Source organism: Pseudomonas sp. 2,4-D (genome assembly GCF_030418155.1).
GTDB lineage: Bacteria > Pseudomonadota > Gammaproteobacteria > Pseudomonadales > Pseudomonadaceae > Aquipseudomonas > Aquipseudomonas alloputida.
The window spans coordinates 1-17,782 of record NZ_JAUHUI010000066.1 but is presented as its reverse complement, the minus strand read 5'-3'; the positions used below and the strand labels follow the sequence as shown (position 1 = coordinate 17,782).

The window sequence follows — 17,782 nt, the reverse complement described above, 5'->3', positions numbered from 1 at the left end:
CTCCTACACCTATCGGGGGTGGACACACATTGGTGATTGGGCGCAGGCCGTCGTGTAGGAGCGGGTTTACCCGCGAAGAGGCCGTGCCTGCTGGCCAATCTCCACCCGCCGTTCACCGTAGCCGCCACCACTCAAACCCTTTCAAAAGGCCCCATGCACCCGCACGACCACCCCAAGAAATTCGCAACCCTCTTCGCACAACAGCGCCGGGTAGTTACTGTTCAATGCCTTCAGATAACGCTGCCCACCTTCCTCGGCCAGCTCGCGGAAAATCGCCGGCTTGCCGGGCTGACGAGCGATAACCAAACGCCCCGCCTCAGCCTCTACACCGGGGTCCACCAGCATCCGCATGCCCTGCGGCACACTGCGGCCACTGACAGCGCTCATGGCATCGTTTTCCACGGTTAGCCAGAACGCCTTGCCCTGTGCCAGGTAGTCAGTCTGCTCGAAAACAGCAGGCTCTACAGCCGTTGCAGCATCTAACTCACTCCAACCCAGCACCGGGTAACGGAAGCAAACGATGTATCGCATGAGGTCGAGTTCATCATCGTCCGCTATCTCGTAAACACTACGCTCCTCGCCAACCTGCCCCTGGATGCGCAGCTGCAGGCTGACGTTGTAATGAGGCATGCCAATCTCGACGAACGTGCGGTTCATCGATTCGATTTTCGGCTGACGCCGCTTGTTCACCCAATGACCGACACTGCCTTGAGACACACCAACGCGCTCGGCAAGCTGCTCTTGAGTGAGCCCTAGCTCCTCCATCCGGTCACGGACGAGGGCAATCCATTTATCCATATTCATCGCTGGCACGATACGGACTGCCTTCAAGCGCTCAATAAACATTCAGTATTATTTATCGGGAAGAATAAAAATACTGTAGGTATTACCATCGACCTGACCCCTTCCCTACTGGCTCCGGCAGGTATCAGGATGAAACTACCGAAAAACGACGAAACAGATCTCGACAGCGAAGCCGCACGCCGCGCGCTCGACTATTACCTCAACCCCAACCCACCGCGGCCCACCCTGGACAACAGGATCTGGACCCTGCACGAAGGCGTAACCGGCGACCAGGCCCAGGAACACGCCATCGCCCTGCTGCGCTGCGCTGCGGCCACCGCCCAGGAAACCGCCACCCACCAGCACGGCAGCCAGCGAGAACTGACGTTCGCTTTGATGCACATGATGGACATGGCCCGCGCACTGCTGGAGCACAAACGCACCGAGTGAGCGGGTTCATAGACAAAAAAAAAGGGAGAGGACGTGATGGCCAGGTAACGGCAAAAGCCCCGATTGTCGGGACAAGGAAGCGCGCCGGTACAACTTTTTTACCGGATCAGCAAAAAATCATTTGACTGGCAAATGATAACGATTATTATTGCACTCAGCTGATCGCGAGATCCGCTGGATAACCTGAAAGCTTAGGTCGCTCTCAGATTATCTCCTCATCAGGCTAATCACGGTTTTTGACCCGGCTTTTTTGCCGGGTCTTTTTTTTGGCTCTTCAGGCTAATGAAGATCGTGATGGCGCGCATGATAGCAAAGGTGTTTCAGGGCGTGAACGCTCGTTACAAAACTTTGCGGAATCAGCACTTGAGAATCAATCTCGTTTCGCCTACTCTGGTTCCGCATCAAGGAAGATGCCCCCCTCCCCCCCTTTATAGAGCAAGGAGCTGTCCATGACCCGTCTGCTGCTGCCCCTTGAGCACCCCACTCCTGCTACCGAGCATGATGCCGACGATGCCCTGCTGCATGCACTGAAGCGGTTACCACGGCGCGTACAGCAAGTATTCCTGCTCAACCGCCTCGATCAGCTGGACTTCGCCAGCATTGCTGTGCGCCTTGACCTGCCACTGGCGAGTGTCGAGCGCAACATGGACCAGGCGCTGCAAGCTGGCCGCTCGCGCCGGGATGTGCTGGCGAGCGTGGCCGGGCAGTGGTATGTGCGCTTGCAGAGCCCGCAGGTGACGGCGTGCGAGCGTATCGACTTCCGCCGCTGGCTGGATGCGGATCCGGCGAACTTGCAGGCGTTTCACGATACGGAACTGCGGTGGCGCAGCCTGCTGGCGCCGGCACGGCAACTGGGCCATGACGGCTGGTATCGGCAAGGTCGGGCGGCGCTGTCGCTGGGCGGCTGCTCGGTTGCGGTCGGGCTGGGTGTGGCGGCGTTGGTGCTGGTTGGGTTCTGGGCTTGAACAGCGCTTCAGCATGGCTGTACGTCCCCGCCCCTGAGCATGCACCGTGCGCATGACCGACTTCAGTTGCGCGATAGCTTGGGTACAGTCATGCAGTGCCTGGACTCGCTCTTCGTTTTACACCGCCTCCTGCTTACATGACAGACACATCCGCCTGTTCGACCGCTATGAAATTGATGTCGCTGGTCAACTGACGCGCTACGTCGACCCTGAACAGAAAAACTTGCGATTTCACTACGACACCAGCGACCGTTTGGTCGAAACCGGGCAAAATAGCCGAGATATAAAATTTAGGCATAAAAAAAGAGGCCCTGAAGGCCTCTTCTTTTTGATCCCAGCGACGCACTGAGGATCGAATTTGGAGCGGGAAACGAGACTCGAACTCGCGACCCCGACCTTGGCAAGGTCGTGCTCTACCAACTGAGCTATTCCCGCGTCGTGATGGGTGCCATTCTAGCGATTTCTAAAACAGCGTCAACCCCTTGATTCAAAAAACTTTTATTTTTTTTCCGAACCTTCGCGCAGGTGCGGCCAGGCGGCCAGCAGGTAGTGCACCATCGACCACAGCGTCAGCCCCGCTGCCACCAGCAGCAGCCCGTAGCCCAGGATCACCCAGAAGGTCACCGCCGGTGGGTTGCCCAGCAGGATCACTAGCGCCAGCATCTGCGCCGCAGTCTTCCACTTACCGAGGTTGGACACCGCCACATGCGCCCGCGCCCCTAGCTCAGCCATCCACTCACGCAGCGCAGACACCACGATCTCGCGGCCGATGATCACCGCGGCTGGCAGGGTCAGCCAGAAGTTGGCGTGGGTCTGCACCAGCAGCACCAGGGCCACTGCCACCATTAGCTTGTCAGCCACCGGGTCAAGGAAGGCGCCGAACGGCGTGCTCTGCTGCAGGCGTCGTGCCAGGTAGCCATCCAGCCAATCGGTGGCGGCGGCAACGGCGAATACACTGCTGGCGGCCATGTAACTCCACTGATAGGGCATGTAGAACAGCAGAATGAAGCACGGAATGAGCAGGACGCGTAGAACGGTGAGCAGGTTTGGAATATTCATCGGTACGACTGGCTGCAAGTTGAGCCCGGCATTCTACTCGCTATGCAGGCTGGCATAAATCGACTCGGCAAGCTTTTTACTGATGCCGGGGGCTTTGGCGATTTCATCGATACTGGCGCGGTTGAGCTCCTGCAGGCCGCCGAAATGTTTCAGCAGGTCGCGGCGGCGCTTGGGCCCTACCCCGGCCACATCTTCAAGGCTGGAAACTCGACGGGCCTTGCCACGGCGGGCGCGGTGGCCGGTGATAGCGAAGCGGTGGGCTTCGTCGCGGATCTGCTGGATCAGGTGCAACGCCGATGAATCGCCCTTGAGGGTAAATTCGTGATGGACATCGTTCAGGTACAGGGTTTCGAAACCCGCCTTGCGTGTGACACCCTTGGCCACACCCAGCAGGGTCAGGTCGGTGAAGCCCAGCTCCTGCATCACATCGCGCGCCATGTTCAGCTGGCCCTTGCCGCCGTCCACCAGCAGCACGTCGGGCAGCTTGCCCTCGCCGTCCTTGATGCGCCCATAGCGGCGGGTCAGGGCCTGATGCATGGCCGCGTAATCGTCACCTGCGGTGACGCCTTCGATGTTGAAGCGGCGGTAGTCGGACTTGATCGGCCCTTCGGGGCCGAATACCACGCAACTGGCCACGGTAGCTTCACCACTGGAGTGGCTGATGTCGTAGCATTCCAGGCGTTGCGGCACTTCATCCAGGCCCAGCACTTCGGCCAGGGCTTCGAAGCGCGCAGCCATGTGCTGGCGGTTGGCCAGGCGGGCATTCAGCGCCTGCTCGGCATTGGTCACGGCCAGTTGCTGCCAGCGGGCGCGGGTGCCACGCACCCGGTGGCTGATGGTCAGTTCGCGGCCACGCAGCGCGTGCAGCGCTTCGGTGATGGCGTTGAAGTCTTCGTGAACAACATTGACGATCAACTCGCCGGGCAGCTCGCGCTCTGCGTTGCCCAGATAGTACTGGGAAAGGAATGCGGCCATGACCTCGGCCACCTCCTCCTCGATGCCCACCTGCGGGAAGAAGTTCTTGCTGCCCAGTACTCGGCCGCCGCGCACGCTGATCAGGTGCACACAGGCACCACCTGGGTTGACGAAGGCGGCGATGACGTCGACATCGCCGCTGCCGCCCTCGATGTACTGTTGGTCCTGCACGCGGCGCAACAAGGCGATCTGGTCGCGCAGCTCGGCGGCTTTTTCGAAATCGAGGGCCATGGCGGCCTTTTCCATCTCGGCGTTCAACTCATTGCCCAGTTGCTGGCTACGCCCTTCCAGAAACATCACCGAATGACGCACGTCTTCTGCGTATTCCTCGGCAGTCACCAGGTCGGTGCAGGGCCCTTTGCAGCGCTTTATCTGGTACTGCAGGCATGGCCGGGTGCGGTTGGCGTAGTAGCTATCTTCGCACTGACGCACAGAAAAAGCCTTTTGCAGCAGGCTGAGGCTTTCGCGAATGGCCCCGGCGCTGGGGTACGGGCCAAAGTAACGGCCCTTGGCTTTTTTCGCCCCACGGTGAATGCCCAGGCGCGGGAACTCGCCATCGGACAGAAACACGTAGGGGTAGGACTTATCGTCGCGCAGCAGGATGTTGTAAGGCGGCCGCCACTCCTTGATCAGGTTCTGCTCCAGCAGCAACGCCTCGGTTTCGTTGGCGGTGATGGTGGTTTCAACCTGGGCGATGCGCGCAACCAGCGCGGCGGTCTTGGGCGCAAGGCCGGTCTTGCGGAAATAGCTGGCCAGGCGCTTCTTCAGGTTCTTGGCCTTGCCCACGTAAAGCAGCCGGGCCTCGCCGTCGAACATCCGGTAAACGCCCGGGCGACCGCTGCAGGTCGCCAGGAATGCGCTGGCATCAAAGACTTGGGACATGAGGTTTTACAGGCTTGCGTCAACCATGCCGTGGCGAACGGCCAGCAACGTCAGTTCAACGTCGCTGGTGACCGAGAGTTTTTCAAAGATCCGATAACGGTAAGTATTGACGGTCTTGGGCGAGAGGCACAACTTGTCGGAGATGATCTGCACTTTCTGGCAGCCGACAATCATCAGGGCAATCTGGATTTCCCGCTCGGACAACGCGTCGAACGGCGAGCCCTGCGGCTGGAACGGTTTCAGCGCCAACTGCTGGGCGATCTGCGGGCTGATATAGCGCTGGCCGGCAAAGGCCAGTCGAATGGCCTGGACCATTTCGTCAAGGCCTGCACCCTTGGTCAGGTAGCCGGCAGCGCCGGCCTGCAACAAGCGTGTGGGGAACGGGTCTTCCTCGCACACCGTCACCGCCACTACCTTGATGTCAGGATGGCTGCGCAGCAGCTTGCGGGTGGCCTCCAGGCCGCCGATGCCGGGCATTTTCACATCCATCAGCACAACGTCCGGTTTCAGCTCCCGGGCCAGTTTCAGCGCCGACTCGCCGGAATCTCCCTCACCCACCACCTGCAGGCCGTCGATGTCGGCCAACATGCGTGTAATACCGGTTCGTACCAGATCGTGATCATCGACCACTAAGACCCTAATCAAGCACACACCTCGTCAGCAGGGCGATTGGATCCCGCCACCTTAACAAAATTTTTCACGGTGGGCCTAACGCATTGCTTCCGTCAGAAACGACTGACGTTCGACTGTGAGAGGCCTCACTATTTGCCGGGGCGTGGCGTCGTTGGCCAACCGCCCTAAAAGGTGCAAGAGCGCGGCCTGATCTTCCGACCGCAATTTCCGAAAAGCCCCCAGCAAACCGGACTCATCCGCGTTCAAACCTTCGAGCGCTGCCGGGGTGCGCAGGCCGCTGAGGACATACAACGCATCCACGCCCCGGGTCGCCAATGCCGCCAGGTAATCTAGCCGCGGCGTGCGCTCACCGCTTTCGTACTTGCCCTGAGCATTGGGCTCGACGCCACCGATATCGCCAAATACACGCTGGGTCATGCCCAACCGCTCACGCTCTTCCCGCAGCCGTGGACCGATTCCGTTCATAGGGGCTTCTCCTTTTCCCTTATATCCTCAAACACGGTCTACCCGTCTGCAGGCAGCCGTAAACGTACGGATTCACTATGCCCATACGCTGCGGTCGCGACAAGCCATCATTTAGCCACTAATTTGATATCCCGCTGCATCCGCACAAAGCATTCGTCTTCACCCATTTCGACGAAGCCATGACGCTGGTACAGCAGGCGGGCCGGGTTGCTGCGGAACACCATCAGCCGCAACAGGGGAAGGCGCCGCTGCCTGGCCCACAGCGCCAGTTCTTCCAGCACCCAGCTACCGACGCCCCGCCCACGGTGCTCAGGCAACAGGTGCAACTCGCGGATGAACAGCGCCTGGCGGTCCTGGCTGAGGCTGCAAAAACCCAACAAGACGTCGCCTTCGATCACCAGCCACTGCTCGCGCCAGTCCCAGGCTGCATCGAAGGCTTCCTCGATCCACAGCAGGTCGTATTCACGGTAGTAAGGCAGCATGGCGCGGCGCGTGAGATCGCGGGCAAAGGTGCAGTGGATGTCTTTGGCGGGAATCAACTGTAAGGACATCGCATCGCACTCATTGGGCATAGCACACTGGCGAACTGCCAGGGCCACACCTGTCCAGTTCGTTTTCCAACCAATCGGCCAGCACCCGGGCATTGTTGTGCTCAGTGTCCTTGCCGGCATAAAGCAATGTCAGCGTCCCCTTCCTGGCCATGTCCATTAGCGGATACCAGTGCTCGGGGTGGGCCGCCAGCGCTTGCTGGTAACGCTGGGTAAAACCGGCGAAATCTACGTCTCCCTGGTGGAACGCCTTACGCAATTCATTCGAAGGTGCCACTTCGCGCAACCACTGCCCATGGAGGTCTTCCTTGCGCTTGTTGCGCGGCCAAAGGCGGTCGACCAGTACACGCTGGCCATCTTCATCCTCAACCGCATCATAGACACGTTTGCAGCGAATCATGGGCGTCTCCTGCCATTACCGTCCGTCTTGAGCCTAGATAATTCATTGATCGAGGTCACGGCCGGGTTACGAATTGTTTCTATGCTCAAGGCCTTCGGCACTTTCGCCCAATGCCAACCGGAGCCCCCATGGCAACCCCGTCAGTGGCCAGCAGCCCACTACTGGCCAAACACGACGCTCGCCCGCAGCTCTCCCAAAAACCTGGGCGTGCCACCTTAACGTTGTTCTTCAGCCTGCTGCTGGCAGGTATCGCCTACACCGCCTGGAGCCTCAAGCAGGATGTGACCGCAAGCGGTACGGTCATCACCACGGCTACACCGTTCCTTCTGCTGGGCCTGGCGCTGCTGATTGCCCTGGGCTTCGAGTTCGTCAACGGCTTCCACGACACCGCCAACGCGGTAGCCACCGTGATATACACCCATTCGTTGCCGGCGCCGATAGCGGTGGTGTGGTCTGGGCTGTGCAACTTCCTGGGCGTGCTTTTTTCCAGCGGCGCGGTGGCCTTCGGCATCATCGCCTTGCTACCGGTTGAACTGATTCTACAGGTGGGTTCTTCGGCCGGCTTCGCCATGGTCTTCGCCCTGCTGCTGGCGGCGATCATCTGGAACCTTGGCACCTGGTGGCTGGGCCTGCCGGCATCGTCCTCGCACACCCTGATTGGCTCGATCATCGGCGTGGGCGTGGCCAATGCGCTGATGCATGGGCGTGACGGCACCAGCGGCGTGGACTGGGCCCAGGCCAGCAAGGTGGGTTATGCCCTGCTGTTCTCTCCGCTGATTGGTTTTGCTTGCGCAGCCCTGCTGCTGCTGGCCCTGCGCGCGCTGGTCAAACGCAAGGCGCTTTACCAGGCACCGGAAGGCCAAACGCCACCACCGTGGTGGATCCGCAGCATACTGATTCTGACCTGCACGGGGGTATCTTTTGCCCACGGCTCCAACGATGGCCAGAAAGGCATGGGGCTGATCATGCTGATTCTGGTCGGCACCCTGCCGATGGCTTATGCGCTGAACAAGACCATGCCCAACGGGCAGGCCCTGCAGTTTTCCGCTGTCGCCGAGGTGACCCGCCAGGCACTGGTACGCAGCGATCCGCAAGCGGCCCCGGCTGACCCGCGCCAGGTACTGACCCTGTTCATTGCCGAGCCCAAGGCCAGCCCGCACCTGGTACCGGCATTGGCGGCGCTGACCGGGATGATCGGCGAAGAGGTCAAAGGCTATGGCTCGCTCAAGCGCGTACCGGCTGAAGCCATGGCCAACGTGCGCAATGACATGTACCTGACCAGTGAAGCCATCCGCCTCATGGAGAAAAACCACCTGGTGACATTCGATGCCGACACCCGCAGCCATGTGCAGCGGTTCAAGACCCAGCTGGACGACGCCACCCGCTATATTCCGCTGTGGGTGAAGGTGGCTGTAGCCATCGCGCTGGGGCTGGGGACCATGGTTGGCTGGCGACGTATTGTGGTCACCGTTGGCGAGAAGATCGGCAAGACCCACCTCAGCTATGCCCAAGGCGCATCGGCCGAAGTGGTGGCGATGTGCACTATTGGCGCGGCGGATATGTTCGGGCTGCCGGTGTCGACCACGCATGTGCTGAGTTCGGGGGTGGCCGGCGCCATGGTCGCCAATGGGTCGGGGATTCAGAAACGCACTTTGTTCAATCTGCTGATGGCCTGGGTGCTGACCCTGCCAGCGGCAATGCTGTTGGCTGGCAGCCTGTACTGGTTGCTGAACCACATCTTCTGAACCCGTACGCCGCCTTCTGTAGGAGCGGGTTTACCCGCGAATACGGTAGCAGCGGCAACGGTGAACGGCGGGTGGTAATTGGCCAGCAGGCCCGGCCTCTTCGCGGGTAAACCCGCTCCTACACGACGGCCTGTGCCCAATCACCGACATGTGTCCACCCCCCGATCAGGTGTAGGAGCGGGTTTACCCGCTAATACGGTAGCGGCGGCAACGGTGAACGGCGGGTGAAAATTGGCCAGCAGGGCCGACCCTTTCGCGGGTAAACCCGCTCCTACGGGCGACCGTCCAGGCCTTTCGAAGTTTGCGCAAGGCAGTTGTCCCTGCACAGGTTGATCAGCCCGGGATTTTCAGGCCACGCTGCACGGCTGGCCGTTCGAGGAAATTCGCCAGCACGCGCTGCACTTCCTTGAACTGGTCGAAGCCCACCAGGTCACGGGCGTTGTAGCGCTCCACCAGGTTACGCACCCAAGGGAAGATGGCGATGTCGGCGATGCTGTATTCCTCAGCCATCCACTGCCGACCTTTCAAATGCCGATCCAGCACGCCCAGCAGCCGCTTGGACTCGTTGACATAGCGGTCGCGCGGGCGCTTGTCTTCATATTCCTTGCCAGCAAAGAAATGGAAGAACCCGACCTGGCCGAACATCGGCCCGATGCCGCCCATCTGGAACATCAGCCACTGCAGGGTCTGGTAGCGCTGGGCGGGGTCCTGGCTGAGCAGCTGGCCGCTCTTCTCCGCCAGGTACTGCAAGATCGCCCCCGACTCGAACAGCGGCAGCGGCTGACCGCCCGGGCCGTTCGGGTCGAGGATGGCGGGGATCTTGTTGTTCGCGCTGAGCGAGATGAACTCGGGGCTCATTTGGTCATCGTTGTCGAAGCTGACCTTGTGCGCCTCGTAAGCCAAGCCAATCTCTTCAAGCATGATCGACACCTTCACCCCGTTGGGCGTCGGCAGCGAGTACAACTGCAGGCGTTCGGGATGTTTGGCGGGCCATTTGCGGGTAATGGGGAAAGCACTGAGTTCGGTCATGATCAACCTTGCCAAGGGAATGAGCCTGTCACTCTAGAGACATCCCCAGCCGCTGACCATCACCGACCACTCATCAGCGTTGGCAGCTCAGGCCTGGCCGTGGGCCTTGAGCTTGAGCTTTTCGGTATCGACGCGGACAAACACGGAGTCGGCCGTCACCGTCAGTACATCCTCTGCCCAGACTTCGCAAATGACCCGGCTCTTGCGCCCAACTTCGCCTTCGACACGCGCCTTGAGCAACAGCTCGACGCCCATCGGCGTAGGTTTCAGGTATGTCAGGTTGAGCGTGCCGGTAACGCAGTCGATACGCGGCAGGCTGCCCGGTTCTCGGCCTTCGTTACGGTAGTGGTAGGCCATCGCCGTCCAGTTGGAGTGGCAGTCGACCAGCATCGCCAGCAGGCCACCGTAAACCAGGCCAGGCCAGCCAATGAAGGTGCTGTCGGGCGAGTGCCGGCACACCAGGTGAACACCGTCGGCGTCCCAGTGGCTTTGCAGGTGCAGGCCGCTGGGGTGGGAACAGCCGCAGCCATAGCAAGTACCCTCAGGGGCCGCGAGGGCTTGAAGGGAAAGTGTGTGATCAGTCATACGCTTCCTGTGCTTGTTGGAATGGGGGCGCGCAACGCCCCCATTAAAGCAGAAACATCAGACCGTCTGGGCAACCATCTTCGTACGCCGCTGGGTCAGCGAAACCAGCAGGATGAACGCGGTCACCCCGGCAGTCATCAGCGTCTCATAGCGGTAGGCATCGCTGAACAGCATGTAGCCCAGCACCATGACGATGGTGCCGATCACCAGCCAGGTCAGCCATGGGAACAGCCACATCTTCAGTTCCAGCGGGCGCCCTTCACGCTCGGCACGGGCACGCATGCGCAGCTGCGACACGGCAATGACCAGGTACACCAGCAAAGCGATGGCGCCAGTGGTCGACAGCAGGAAGCCAAACACCTTGCCCGGGAACACATAGTTGACGAGGCAGCCAGCGAAACCCGCCAGGGTCGAGAAGATCACTGCCACGGTCGGCACGCCGGAACCGGAGATGCGCTTGGTCACGCTCAGCGCCTGGCCACGCGCGCCAAGCGAATAGAGCATGCGCGACGCCGTGTAGAGCCCCGAGTTCATGCAACTTGTCACCGCCACCAACACCACCAGGTCAACCAGCAACTTGGCGCCCGGCACGTTCAGCACTTCCAGTACACGCTGGAACGACCCTACCGCTTTCAGCCCGGGGTCGTTCCAGGCCACCAGCGACACCACCAGGAAGATCGACGCCAGATAGAAAATGGCAATGCGGTACACCACCAGGTTGGTGGCGCGGCGAATCTTGTCTTTCGGGTTGGCGGTTTCGTCAGCCGCGATGGTGACAATTTCGGCACCGAAGAACGAGAAGATGGTGATCAGCACGCCCCCAAGCACCGTCCCGAACCCATTGGGCATGAAACCACCACTGTCCCACAGCCGGCTGACCCCGGAGACCTCCGCCAGCGGCCAGAAGCCGAACACCGCCAAGGTGCACACCCCGATGAAGCCAATGATCGCGACCACCTTGACCAACGCGAACCAGTACTCGAAAGCACCGAAGTTCTTAACGCTGACCAGGTTGGTGCCCGACAGCACCAGCATGATCAGGAAGGCGAACAGCCAGGACGGCACGCCAGGGAAGTAGGCATGCAGGATGTCAGCACCGGCAATGGCTTCCACCGGAATGATCAACACCCAGAACCACCAGTACAGCCAGCCAATGGTAAAGCCCGCCCAAGGCCCGATGGCTTCCGAAGCGTAGGTGGAAAAAGAGCCGCTGTTGGGGTTTGCGATGGCCATTTCACCCAGCATGCGCATCACCAGCAATACCAGCAGGCCAGTCATGGCGTAGGAGATGAGGATGGCCGGGCCGGCGGTGGCAATGGCGTTGGAGGACCCGATGAACAGCCCGGCGCCGATGATGCCGGCAATGGAGATCATGGAAACCTGACGGGAAGTCAGGCCGTGCTGCAGTGAGCGCTGTTTCTTGTTGTCTTGCGAAGCCATGAAGAACCCTCGAATGGGTCGGCCGCAGCAAAGCGGCTGAAGGTCTGAGCAGAATTCTTATAAATTTCTGATGTGTGTTGTTGTTGTTTTGCAGATGACCGAAGCGGGTATTGACCTCCTCTTCGCATGACCGGTTGTAATCGTTGATCCAGGTCAGTATTAATCTATAGGCCGGGGTCAACAAACGACCTTTTCGAACCACATAATTCCTTTACGGAATGAACTCCTTCCTTTTTTGCTCGGTATTCGCCCGTCATGTCCAAACGCCTGATGCCTTCGACCACCGCCCTTCAGTGCTTCGAAGCGGCCGCTCGCCACCTCAGCTTCACCCGCGCGGCCCAGGAACTGCACCTGACCCAGAGCGCCGTCAGCAAGCAGGTCGCGCAGCTTGAGGACATGCTCTCGCACTCGCTGTTCCAGCGCATTCGCCGGCGCCTGCACCTGACCCCGGCCGGCGCGCTGTACCTCACCGAAGTGAACAAGATCCTCACCCAGATCGACATATCCAGCCGCTACATCCTCAGCTACGGCGACGAAACCGAAGTGCTGCGCATCGCCACCCAGCCGACCTTCGGCGCCCGCTGGCTGGTCCCCAGGCTCAAGGGTTTTGGTGACCGCTACCCACGCATTCACCTGGATGTGCGCAACGAGCTGGAGCCATTCGACCTGGTACAGGCGAAGGCTGACGTCGCCTTTTTCTTCGGCCAGGGCACCTGGCCCGGGGCGACCTGCATCGAGTTGTTCAGCGAAGAAGTGGTGCCGGTGTGCAGCCCGCAACTGCTGGCCAGCCACCGTTTCGACAGCGCCCAGGCATTGACTGAGCACCGCCTGTTGCAATGCGTGTCGCGGCCGGAAGCCTGGCATGAGTGGTTCCTGGGGCTTGGGTTACATAGCCAGAACAGCTACCACGGGCCGCGCTTCGACACGTTCTACCTGTGTATCCGCGCGGCCATCTCCGGCTGCGGCATAGCCCTGATTCCCCGCTATCTGGTGGCCGAGGAGCTGAGCGAAGGCAAGCTGGTGGTGGCCTGGGACCACCCTGTGGCAAGCAACGGGAGGCACTTCATTGCGCATGCCGAGCATGCGGCCGAAGTGCCCAAGATCAGGGCCTTTGTGCAGTGGATCCGGGAACGGGTGGCTGAAGGCGATTGATTTGGCCTGCCCCGGCCTCTGGCAGGAGCGGGCTTGCCCGCGAAGAGGCCGGCACAGCCAACCAAAAAAACCGCCCAGATCACGAATCCATGGAATGACCGCAATCGAATAATTCGTTTGCGGAATAACCCGACGACACGCTTGGATAATAAGAAACTCGAACAAGGTCCGCGTGCCCCCATGAACCAGGAAAGTATCAGCCAATCCATTGCCATCGTTCACCCGATCACACTTTCCCATGGCCGTAATGCCGAAGTCTGGGACACTGACGGCAAACGTTACATCGACTTCGTCGGCGGTATCGGCGTGCTCAACCTGGGCCACTGCAACCCCGCTGTAGTCGAGGCCATCCAGGCTCAGGCCACCCGCCTGACCCACTACGCCTTCAACGCCGCCCCTCACGGCCCGTACCTGGCCCTGATGGAGCAACTGAGCCAGTTTGTGCCAGTCAGCTACCCACTGGCCGGCATGCTCACCAACAGCGGCGCGGAAGCGGCGGAAAACGCCCTGAAAGTGGCCCGTGGCGCCACCGGCAAACGTGCCATCATCGCTTTCGACGGCGGCTTCCATGGGCGCACCCTGGCCACCCTGAACCTCAATGGCAAGGTTGCCCCCTACAAGCAGCGGGTCGGCGAACTGCCCGGGCCGGTGTATCACCTGCCCTACCCCAGCGCGGATACCGGGGTTACCTGCGAGCAGGCGCTCAAGGCCATGGAGCGTCTGTTCAGCGTTGAGCTGGCGGTGGAGGACGTCGCGGCGTTCATCTTCGAGCCGGTGCAGGGTGAAGGCGGCTTCCTTGCCTTGGACCCAGTCTTCGCCCAGGCCCTGCGCCGCTTCTGCGACGAGCGTGGCATCCTGATCATCATCGACGAGATCCAGTCGGGCTTCGGCCGCACCGGCCAGCGCTTCGCGTTTCCGCGCCTGGGTATCGAGCCCGACCTGCTGCTGCTGGCCAAGAGCATCGCTGGCGGTATGCCGTTGGGTGCAGTGGTCGGGCGCAAGGAATTGATGGCGGCGCTGCCCAAAGGCGGCCTGGGTGGCACCTATTCGGGCAACCCGATTGCCTGTGCGGCGGCCTTGGCCAGCCTGGCGCAGATGACCGACGAAAACGTTGCAACCTGGGGGGAACGGCAGGAACAGGCCATCGTCAGCCGTCATGAGCGCTGGAAGGCTTCGGGCCTGAGCCCGTACATCGGCCGCCTGACCGGCGTGGGCGCCATGCGAGGGATCGAGTTCGCCAATGCAGATGGCAGTCCGGCACCGGCACAACTGGCCAAGGTGATGGAAGCGGCCCGCACCAAGGGCCTGCTGCTGATGCCCAGCGGCAAGGCGCGGCACATCATTCGCCTGCTGGCTCCGTTGACCATCGAGGCCGAGGTGCTCGAGGAAGGGCTGGATATCCTCGAGCAGTGCCTGGCAGAACTGAACTGAGGCTTACAGGCCGAGCTCTTCCGGGGTAAGCATGTCGGACTCGAAGGCGATCCAGCCGCCTTCAAGTTCGGCATGGCCGTTGACGATCGGGCCGTAATAGGTCAGGCCGTTCTCCAGGGTCACGCAAATGTGCGTGGCCGGTTTCTCTGGGGCCGCGAGCGTACCGACGAAATGAACCTTCTTCAGGGTTTCGGTCACCGCTTCCAGGCCCACGCGCATCTTGGGGTTTTCCGAGGCTTCGGTATCTCCGCCACGGTCTTCGGCGCTGATGGTCACGGTGGCGATGTACGGGTACTTGATGCTCAAACGGGGTTACCTCGGTGGGTGTATAGGCGTACGGGCGCGTAGAGTACGGCAGGCCGTCTCTGTTGTCTCTACTGGCCTGTTCGCGGGCATGCCCGCCCCCCAGGGATTGCATGTTGCTTGGGGTATGCAGGCACCTGCAACAGGTGATCTGAATGCCCCGATCTGTTAGGGTGCCCGCCGATGCACGCCACACCACACGAGGATCCCGAGTGAGCGCCGAAGAACCCCTGATCGCCGACCTGTTCGAAGTCGACAAACGCCTGTCCCTCAAGCCCGTCGTGGACTTCAACAGCTACCTGCGCAACGCCTTCGGCGAGGGCCCATGCCGCTGCCACCGCTGCGTAGAAGGTGCCGACCAAAGCACCTACAGCCACGCGCACAACTTCACCTTCGAAGGCCGCCAGTGGCACCGCCGGTTCGCCAGCACCGCTGGCAGCGACGTCGCCCAAGTGTTGAAAAAAGCCTGGCTGTCGTACACCAAGGCTGATCTCAACCTGGTCGGCGCGCTGGACCTGACCACCCTCAAGACCTTCACCGAGGCCGCCCTGCACACGCGCCTGCTGGCCTTGCTGCCAGCCAGCGGCCTGGCCCGTGAAGTGGATGGCCAGTGGATGCTGCAAGCCCAGACCGACTGACGGTCCGGTGGCAGGGCAGGATTCCACCGGTCTGCTAACTTGGTGGAATCCGTCCACCCACAGGTAGTCCGCCATGGCCCGCACAACGCCCATCGAGCTGTACCGCAATATCGGCATCGTCGCCCACGTTGATGCCGGCAAGACCACGACCACCGAGCGGATCCTGTTCTATACCGGGGTCAACCACAAGATGGGCGAAGTGCACGATGGCGCGGCGACCATGGACTGGATGGCCCAGGAGCAGGAACGCGGCATCACCATCACCTCGGCGGCGACCACAGCGTTCTGGCAAGGCTCGACCAAGCAGTTCGCCCACAAGTACCGTTTCAACATCATCGACACCCCAGGCCACGTCGATTTCACCATCGAGGTGGAGCGCTCACTACGCGTGCTTGATGGCGCGGTCGTGGTATTCAGCGGCGCTGACGGCGTCGAGCCGCAGTCAGAGACAGTCTGGCGCCAAGCCAACAAGTACCACGTGCCACGCTTGGCCTACATCAACAAGATGGACCGCCAGGGGGCCGACTTCCTGCGCGTGGTCAAGCAGATCGATCAGCGCCTGGGGCACCACCCGGTACCCATCCAGCTGGCCATCGGCAGCGAAGAAAACTTCATGGGCCAGATCGACCTGGTGAAGATGAAGGCCATTTACTGGAACGATGCCGACCAGGGCACCAGTTACCGTGAAGAAGATATTCCCGCCGATCTGCAGAAACTTGCTGACGAATGGCGCGCGCACATGATAGAAGCCGCCGCCGAGGCCAATGACGAACTGCTCAACAAGTTTCTCGAAGGCGAAGAGCTGAGCGTCGAAGAGATCAAGGCCGGATTGCGTAAACGCACCATCGCTAACGAAATCGTGCCGACCATCCTCGGCTCCTCTTTCAAGAACAAGGGTGTGCCGCTGATGCTTGATGCGGTAATCGATTACCTGCCCGCCCCCTCGGAAATTCCTGCCATCCGCGGCACCGACCCGGATGATGAAGAAAAGCACCTGGAACGGCACGCCGACGACAAAGAGCCGTTCTCGGCACTGGCTTTCAAGATCGCCACCGACCCGTTCGTCGGCACCCTCACCTTCGCCCGCGTTTATTCCGGCGTGCTCAGTTCAGGCAATGCGGTACTCAACTCGGTCAAAGGCAAGAAGGAACGCATCGGCCGCATGGTGCAGATGCACGCCAACCAGCGTGCTGAAATCAAGGACGTGTGCGCAGGCGACATCGCCGCACTGATCGGCATGAAGGACGTGACCACCGGCGACACCCTGTGCGACATGGACAAACCGATCATCCTCGAACGCATGGACTTCCCCGACCCGGTGATTTCCGTCGCGGTAGAGCCGAAAACCAAGGCCGACCAGGAAAAAATGGGGATCGCGCTGGGCAAGCTGGCCCAGGAAGACCCCTCATTCCGCGTGCGTACCGATGAAGAGACTGGCCAGACCATCATCTCGGGCATGGGCGAGCTGCACCTGGACATCATCGTCGACCGCATGCGCCGCGAGTTCAACGTCGAGGCCAACATCGGCAAGCCGCAGGTGGCCTACCGGGAAAAAATCCGCAATACCTGCGAGATCGAGGGGCGTTTCGTGCGCCAGTCCGGTGGCCGTGGCCAATACGGCCATTGCTGGATCCGTTTCGCCCCCGGTGATGAAGGCAAAGAAGGCCTGGAGTTCATCAACGAGATCGTCGGCGGTGTGGTACCCCGCGAGTACATTCCAGCAATCCAGAAGGGTATCGAGGAGCAAATGAAGAACGGCGTGCTTGCCGGCTACCCACTGATCAACCTCAAGGCCGCCGTGTTCGACGGCTCGTACCACGATGTCGACTCCAACGAGATGGCCTACAAGATCGCCGCGTCAATGGCCACCAAGCAGTTGTCGCAGAAAGGCGGCGCAGTGCTGCTGGAGCCGGTGATGAAGGTAGAGGTGGTGACGCCCGAGGAATATCAGGGTGACATCCTTGGCGACTTGAGCCGACGTCGCGGCATGATCCAGGATGGTGATGAAACACCGGCTGGCAAGGTGATACGTGCCGAAGTGCCGTTGGGTGAAATGTTCGGCTACGCCACCTCGATGCGTTCGATGACACAGGGCCGGGCCAGCTTCTCGATGGAGTTCACCCGCTATGCCGAGGCCCCGGCGAGCATTGCCGATGGCATCGTCAAGAAGAGCCGCGGGGAGTAAGCGGTTCTCCTGTGCCGGCCTCTTCGCGGGTAAACCCGCTCCTACAGGGGTATGCGCCCCCTCGTAGGGGCGGGTTTACCCGCGAAGGGGCCGGCACAGGCAGCAACAGTTTTC

At 60.9% G+C, this 17,782-nt stretch carries 19 protein-coding genes and 1 tRNA gene; 8 read left to right on the top strand and 12 right to left on the bottom strand.

Going from position 1 to position 17,782, the window contains the following annotated elements; genetic code table 11:
- Nucleotides 1-141: 141 nt before the first annotated feature.
- Nucleotides 142-846, bottom strand: a complete 705-nt coding sequence (locus tag QYE47_RS26405; RefSeq protein ID WP_014590336.1) for a LexA family transcriptional regulator — start codon at nt 844-846, stop codon at nt 142-144.
- Between the two features lie 87 nt (nt 847-933).
- Between QYE47_RS26405 and QYE47_RS26400 the strand changes: the two genes are divergently transcribed.
- From QYE47_RS26400 to QYE47_RS27300, 3 genes are all read left to right on the top strand, one after another.
- Nucleotides 934-1,233, top strand: a complete 300-nt coding sequence (locus QYE47_RS26400) for a hypothetical protein (protein ID WP_014590335.1) — start codon at nt 934-936, stop codon at nt 1,231-1,233.
- Nucleotides 1,234-1,682: 449 nt separating this feature from the next.
- On the top strand, nt 1,683-2,198 hold the full coding sequence (locus QYE47_RS26395) for a DUF4880 domain-containing protein (RefSeq protein WP_014590334.1): 516 nt from the start codon (nt 1,683-1,685) through the stop codon (nt 2,196-2,198).
- A gap of 52 nt (nt 2,199-2,250) precedes the next feature.
- Nucleotides 2,251-2,547, top strand: a complete 297-nt coding sequence (locus QYE47_RS27300) for an RHS repeat domain-containing protein (protein ID WP_080557777.1) — start codon at nt 2,251-2,253, stop codon at nt 2,545-2,547.
- 10 nt (nt 2,548-2,557) lie between these two features.
- Here QYE47_RS27300 and QYE47_RS26390 read toward each other — a convergent pair.
- The 7 genes from QYE47_RS26390 to QYE47_RS26360 all read right to left on the bottom strand — a co-directional run bounded on the left by QYE47_RS26390 (nt 2,558) and on the right by QYE47_RS26360 (nt 7,160).
- A tRNA-Gly gene (locus tag QYE47_RS26390) sits at nt 2,558-2,633 on the bottom strand.
- A 63-nt stretch (nt 2,634-2,696) separates the two neighbouring features.
- Nucleotides 2,697-3,257 (bottom strand): CDP-diacylglycerol--glycerol-3-phosphate 3-phosphatidyltransferase, encoded by a 561-nt coding sequence (gene pgsA / locus QYE47_RS26385; RefSeq protein WP_003251374.1) that lies wholly within the window; start codon nt 3,255-3,257, stop codon nt 2,697-2,699.
- A gap of 33 nt (nt 3,258-3,290) precedes the next feature.
- A complete protein-coding gene (uvrC, locus tag QYE47_RS26380) occupies nt 3,291-5,114 on the bottom strand; it encodes an excinuclease ABC subunit UvrC (RefSeq protein ID WP_070383611.1) in 1,824 nt (607 codons plus the stop codon).
- Nucleotides 5,115-5,120: 6 nt separating this feature from the next.
- Nucleotides 5,121-5,759, bottom strand: a complete 639-nt coding sequence (uvrY, locus tag QYE47_RS26375; protein WP_003251380.1) for a UvrY/SirA/GacA family response regulator transcription factor — start codon at nt 5,757-5,759, stop codon at nt 5,121-5,123.
- Nucleotides 5,760-5,822: 63 nt separating this feature from the next.
- Nucleotides 5,823-6,212, bottom strand: coding sequence for a helix-turn-helix domain-containing protein (locus QYE47_RS26370; RefSeq protein ID WP_014590331.1), 390 nt, complete (start codon nt 6,210-6,212; stop codon nt 5,823-5,825).
- A gap of 107 nt (nt 6,213-6,319) precedes the next feature.
- Nucleotides 6,320-6,763: a GNAT family N-acetyltransferase gene (locus QYE47_RS26365; RefSeq protein ID WP_014590330.1), complete on the bottom strand. Its 444-nt coding sequence runs from the start codon at nt 6,761-6,763 to the stop codon at nt 6,320-6,322.
- 10 nt (nt 6,764-6,773) lie between these two features.
- Nucleotides 6,774-7,160 carry a DUF488 domain-containing protein gene (locus tag QYE47_RS26360; RefSeq protein WP_014590329.1) on the bottom strand — a complete coding sequence of 129 codons (387 nt, stop codon included), beginning with the start codon at nt 7,158-7,160 and terminating at the stop codon, nt 6,774-6,776.
- Nucleotides 7,161-7,288: 128 nt separating this feature from the next.
- Between QYE47_RS26360 and QYE47_RS26355 the strand changes: the two genes are divergently transcribed.
- A complete protein-coding gene (locus QYE47_RS26355; RefSeq protein WP_014590328.1) occupies nt 7,289-8,905 on the top strand; it encodes an inorganic phosphate transporter in 1,617 nt (538 codons plus the stop codon).
- Nucleotides 8,906-9,238: 333 nt separating this feature from the next.
- Here the strand turns inward: QYE47_RS26355 and QYE47_RS26350 are convergent, their stop codons facing one another.
- The 3 genes from QYE47_RS26350 to QYE47_RS26340 form a co-directional block, all read right to left on the bottom strand.
- Nucleotides 9,239-9,934 carry a glutathione S-transferase N-terminal domain-containing protein gene (locus QYE47_RS26350; protein ID WP_019438090.1) on the bottom strand — a complete coding sequence of 232 codons (696 nt, stop codon included), beginning with the start codon at nt 9,932-9,934 and terminating at the stop codon, nt 9,239-9,241.
- A gap of 87 nt (nt 9,935-10,021) precedes the next feature.
- Entirely contained in the window at nt 10,022-10,519 is a 498-nt protein-coding gene (locus QYE47_RS26345) for a PaaI family thioesterase (protein WP_003251394.1), read from the bottom strand.
- Nucleotides 10,520-10,576: 57 nt separating this feature from the next.
- Nucleotides 10,577-11,959, bottom strand: a complete 1,383-nt coding sequence (locus QYE47_RS26340) for an amino acid permease (protein WP_003251396.1) — start codon at nt 11,957-11,959, stop codon at nt 10,577-10,579.
- A gap of 255 nt (nt 11,960-12,214) precedes the next feature.
- Between QYE47_RS26340 and gcvA the strand changes: the two genes are divergently transcribed.
- Nucleotides 12,215-13,111 (top strand): transcriptional regulator GcvA, encoded by an 897-nt coding sequence (gene gcvA / locus QYE47_RS26335; RefSeq protein ID WP_003251398.1) that lies wholly within the window; start codon nt 12,215-12,217, stop codon nt 13,109-13,111.
- A gap of 180 nt (nt 13,112-13,291) precedes the next feature.
- Entirely contained in the window at nt 13,292-14,542 is a 1,251-nt protein-coding gene (locus tag QYE47_RS26330) for an aspartate aminotransferase family protein (protein ID WP_014590325.1), read from the top strand.
- A gap of 3 nt (nt 14,543-14,545) precedes the next feature.
- Here the strand turns inward: QYE47_RS26330 and QYE47_RS26325 are convergent, their stop codons facing one another.
- Nucleotides 14,546-14,848 (bottom strand): hypothetical protein, encoded by a 303-nt coding sequence (locus QYE47_RS26325; protein WP_014590324.1) that lies wholly within the window; start codon nt 14,846-14,848, stop codon nt 14,546-14,548.
- Nucleotides 14,849-15,057: 209 nt separating this feature from the next.
- Here QYE47_RS26325 and QYE47_RS26320 point away from each other — a divergent pair, with 209 nt between their 5' ends.
- Entirely contained in the window at nt 15,058-15,483 is a 426-nt protein-coding gene (locus tag QYE47_RS26320) for a hypothetical protein (RefSeq protein WP_014590323.1), read from the top strand.
- A gap of 73 nt (nt 15,484-15,556) precedes the next feature.
- A complete protein-coding gene (fusA, locus tag QYE47_RS26315) occupies nt 15,557-17,668 on the top strand; it encodes an elongation factor G (protein WP_014590322.1) in 2,112 nt (703 codons plus the stop codon).
- Nucleotides 17,669-17,782 lie beyond the last annotated feature (114 nt).

Excerpts from the sequence above, each read along its gene's own strand:
- QYE47_RS26355 (WP_014590328.1), top strand. The coding sequence starts at position 7,289 with ATGGCAACCCCGTCAGTGGCCAGCAGCCCACTACTGGCCAAACACGAC.
- gcvA (WP_003251398.1), top strand. The coding sequence starts at position 12,215 with ATGTCCAAACGCCTGATGCCTTCGACCACCGCCCTTCAGTGCTTCGAA.
- QYE47_RS26365 (WP_014590330.1), bottom strand. The coding sequence starts at position 6,763 with ATGTCCTTACAGTTGATTCCCGCCAAAGACATCCACTGCACCTTTGCC.
- QYE47_RS26370 (WP_014590331.1), bottom strand. The coding sequence starts at position 6,212 with ATGAACGGAATCGGTCCACGGCTGCGGGAAGAGCGTGAGCGGTTGGGC.
- uvrC (WP_070383611.1), bottom strand. The coding sequence starts at position 5,114 with ATGTCCCAAGTCTTTGATGCCAGCGCATTCCTGGCGACCTGCAGCGGT.
- QYE47_RS26405 (WP_014590336.1), bottom strand. The coding sequence starts at position 846 with ATGTTTATTGAGCGCTTGAAGGCAGTCCGTATCGTGCCAGCGATGAAT.
- QYE47_RS26330 (WP_014590325.1), top strand. The coding sequence starts at position 13,292 with ATGAACCAGGAAAGTATCAGCCAATCCATTGCCATCGTTCACCCGATC.
- fusA (WP_014590322.1), top strand. The coding sequence starts at position 15,557 with ATGGCCCGCACAACGCCCATCGAGCTGTACCGCAATATCGGCATCGTC.
- pgsA (WP_003251374.1), bottom strand. The coding sequence starts at position 3,257 with ATGAATATTCCAAACCTGCTCACCGTTCTACGCGTCCTGCTCATTCCG.
- QYE47_RS26350 (WP_019438090.1), bottom strand. The coding sequence starts at position 9,934 with ATGACCGAACTCAGTGCTTTCCCCATTACCCGCAAATGGCCCGCCAAA.
- QYE47_RS26400 (WP_014590335.1), top strand. The coding sequence starts at position 934 with ATGAAACTACCGAAAAACGACGAAACAGATCTCGACAGCGAAGCCGCA.
- QYE47_RS26395 (WP_014590334.1), top strand. The coding sequence starts at position 1,683 with ATGACCCGTCTGCTGCTGCCCCTTGAGCACCCCACTCCTGCTACCGAG.
- QYE47_RS27300 (WP_080557777.1), top strand. The coding sequence starts at position 2,251 with ATGACCGACTTCAGTTGCGCGATAGCTTGGGTACAGTCATGCAGTGCC.
- QYE47_RS26345 (WP_003251394.1), bottom strand. The coding sequence starts at position 10,519 with ATGACTGATCACACACTTTCCCTTCAAGCCCTCGCGGCCCCTGAGGGT.
- QYE47_RS26360 (WP_014590329.1), bottom strand. The coding sequence starts at position 7,160 with ATGATTCGCTGCAAACGTGTCTATGATGCGGTTGAGGATGAAGATGGC.
- QYE47_RS26340 (WP_003251396.1), bottom strand. The coding sequence starts at position 11,959 with ATGGCTTCGCAAGACAACAAGAAACAGCGCTCACTGCAGCACGGCCTG.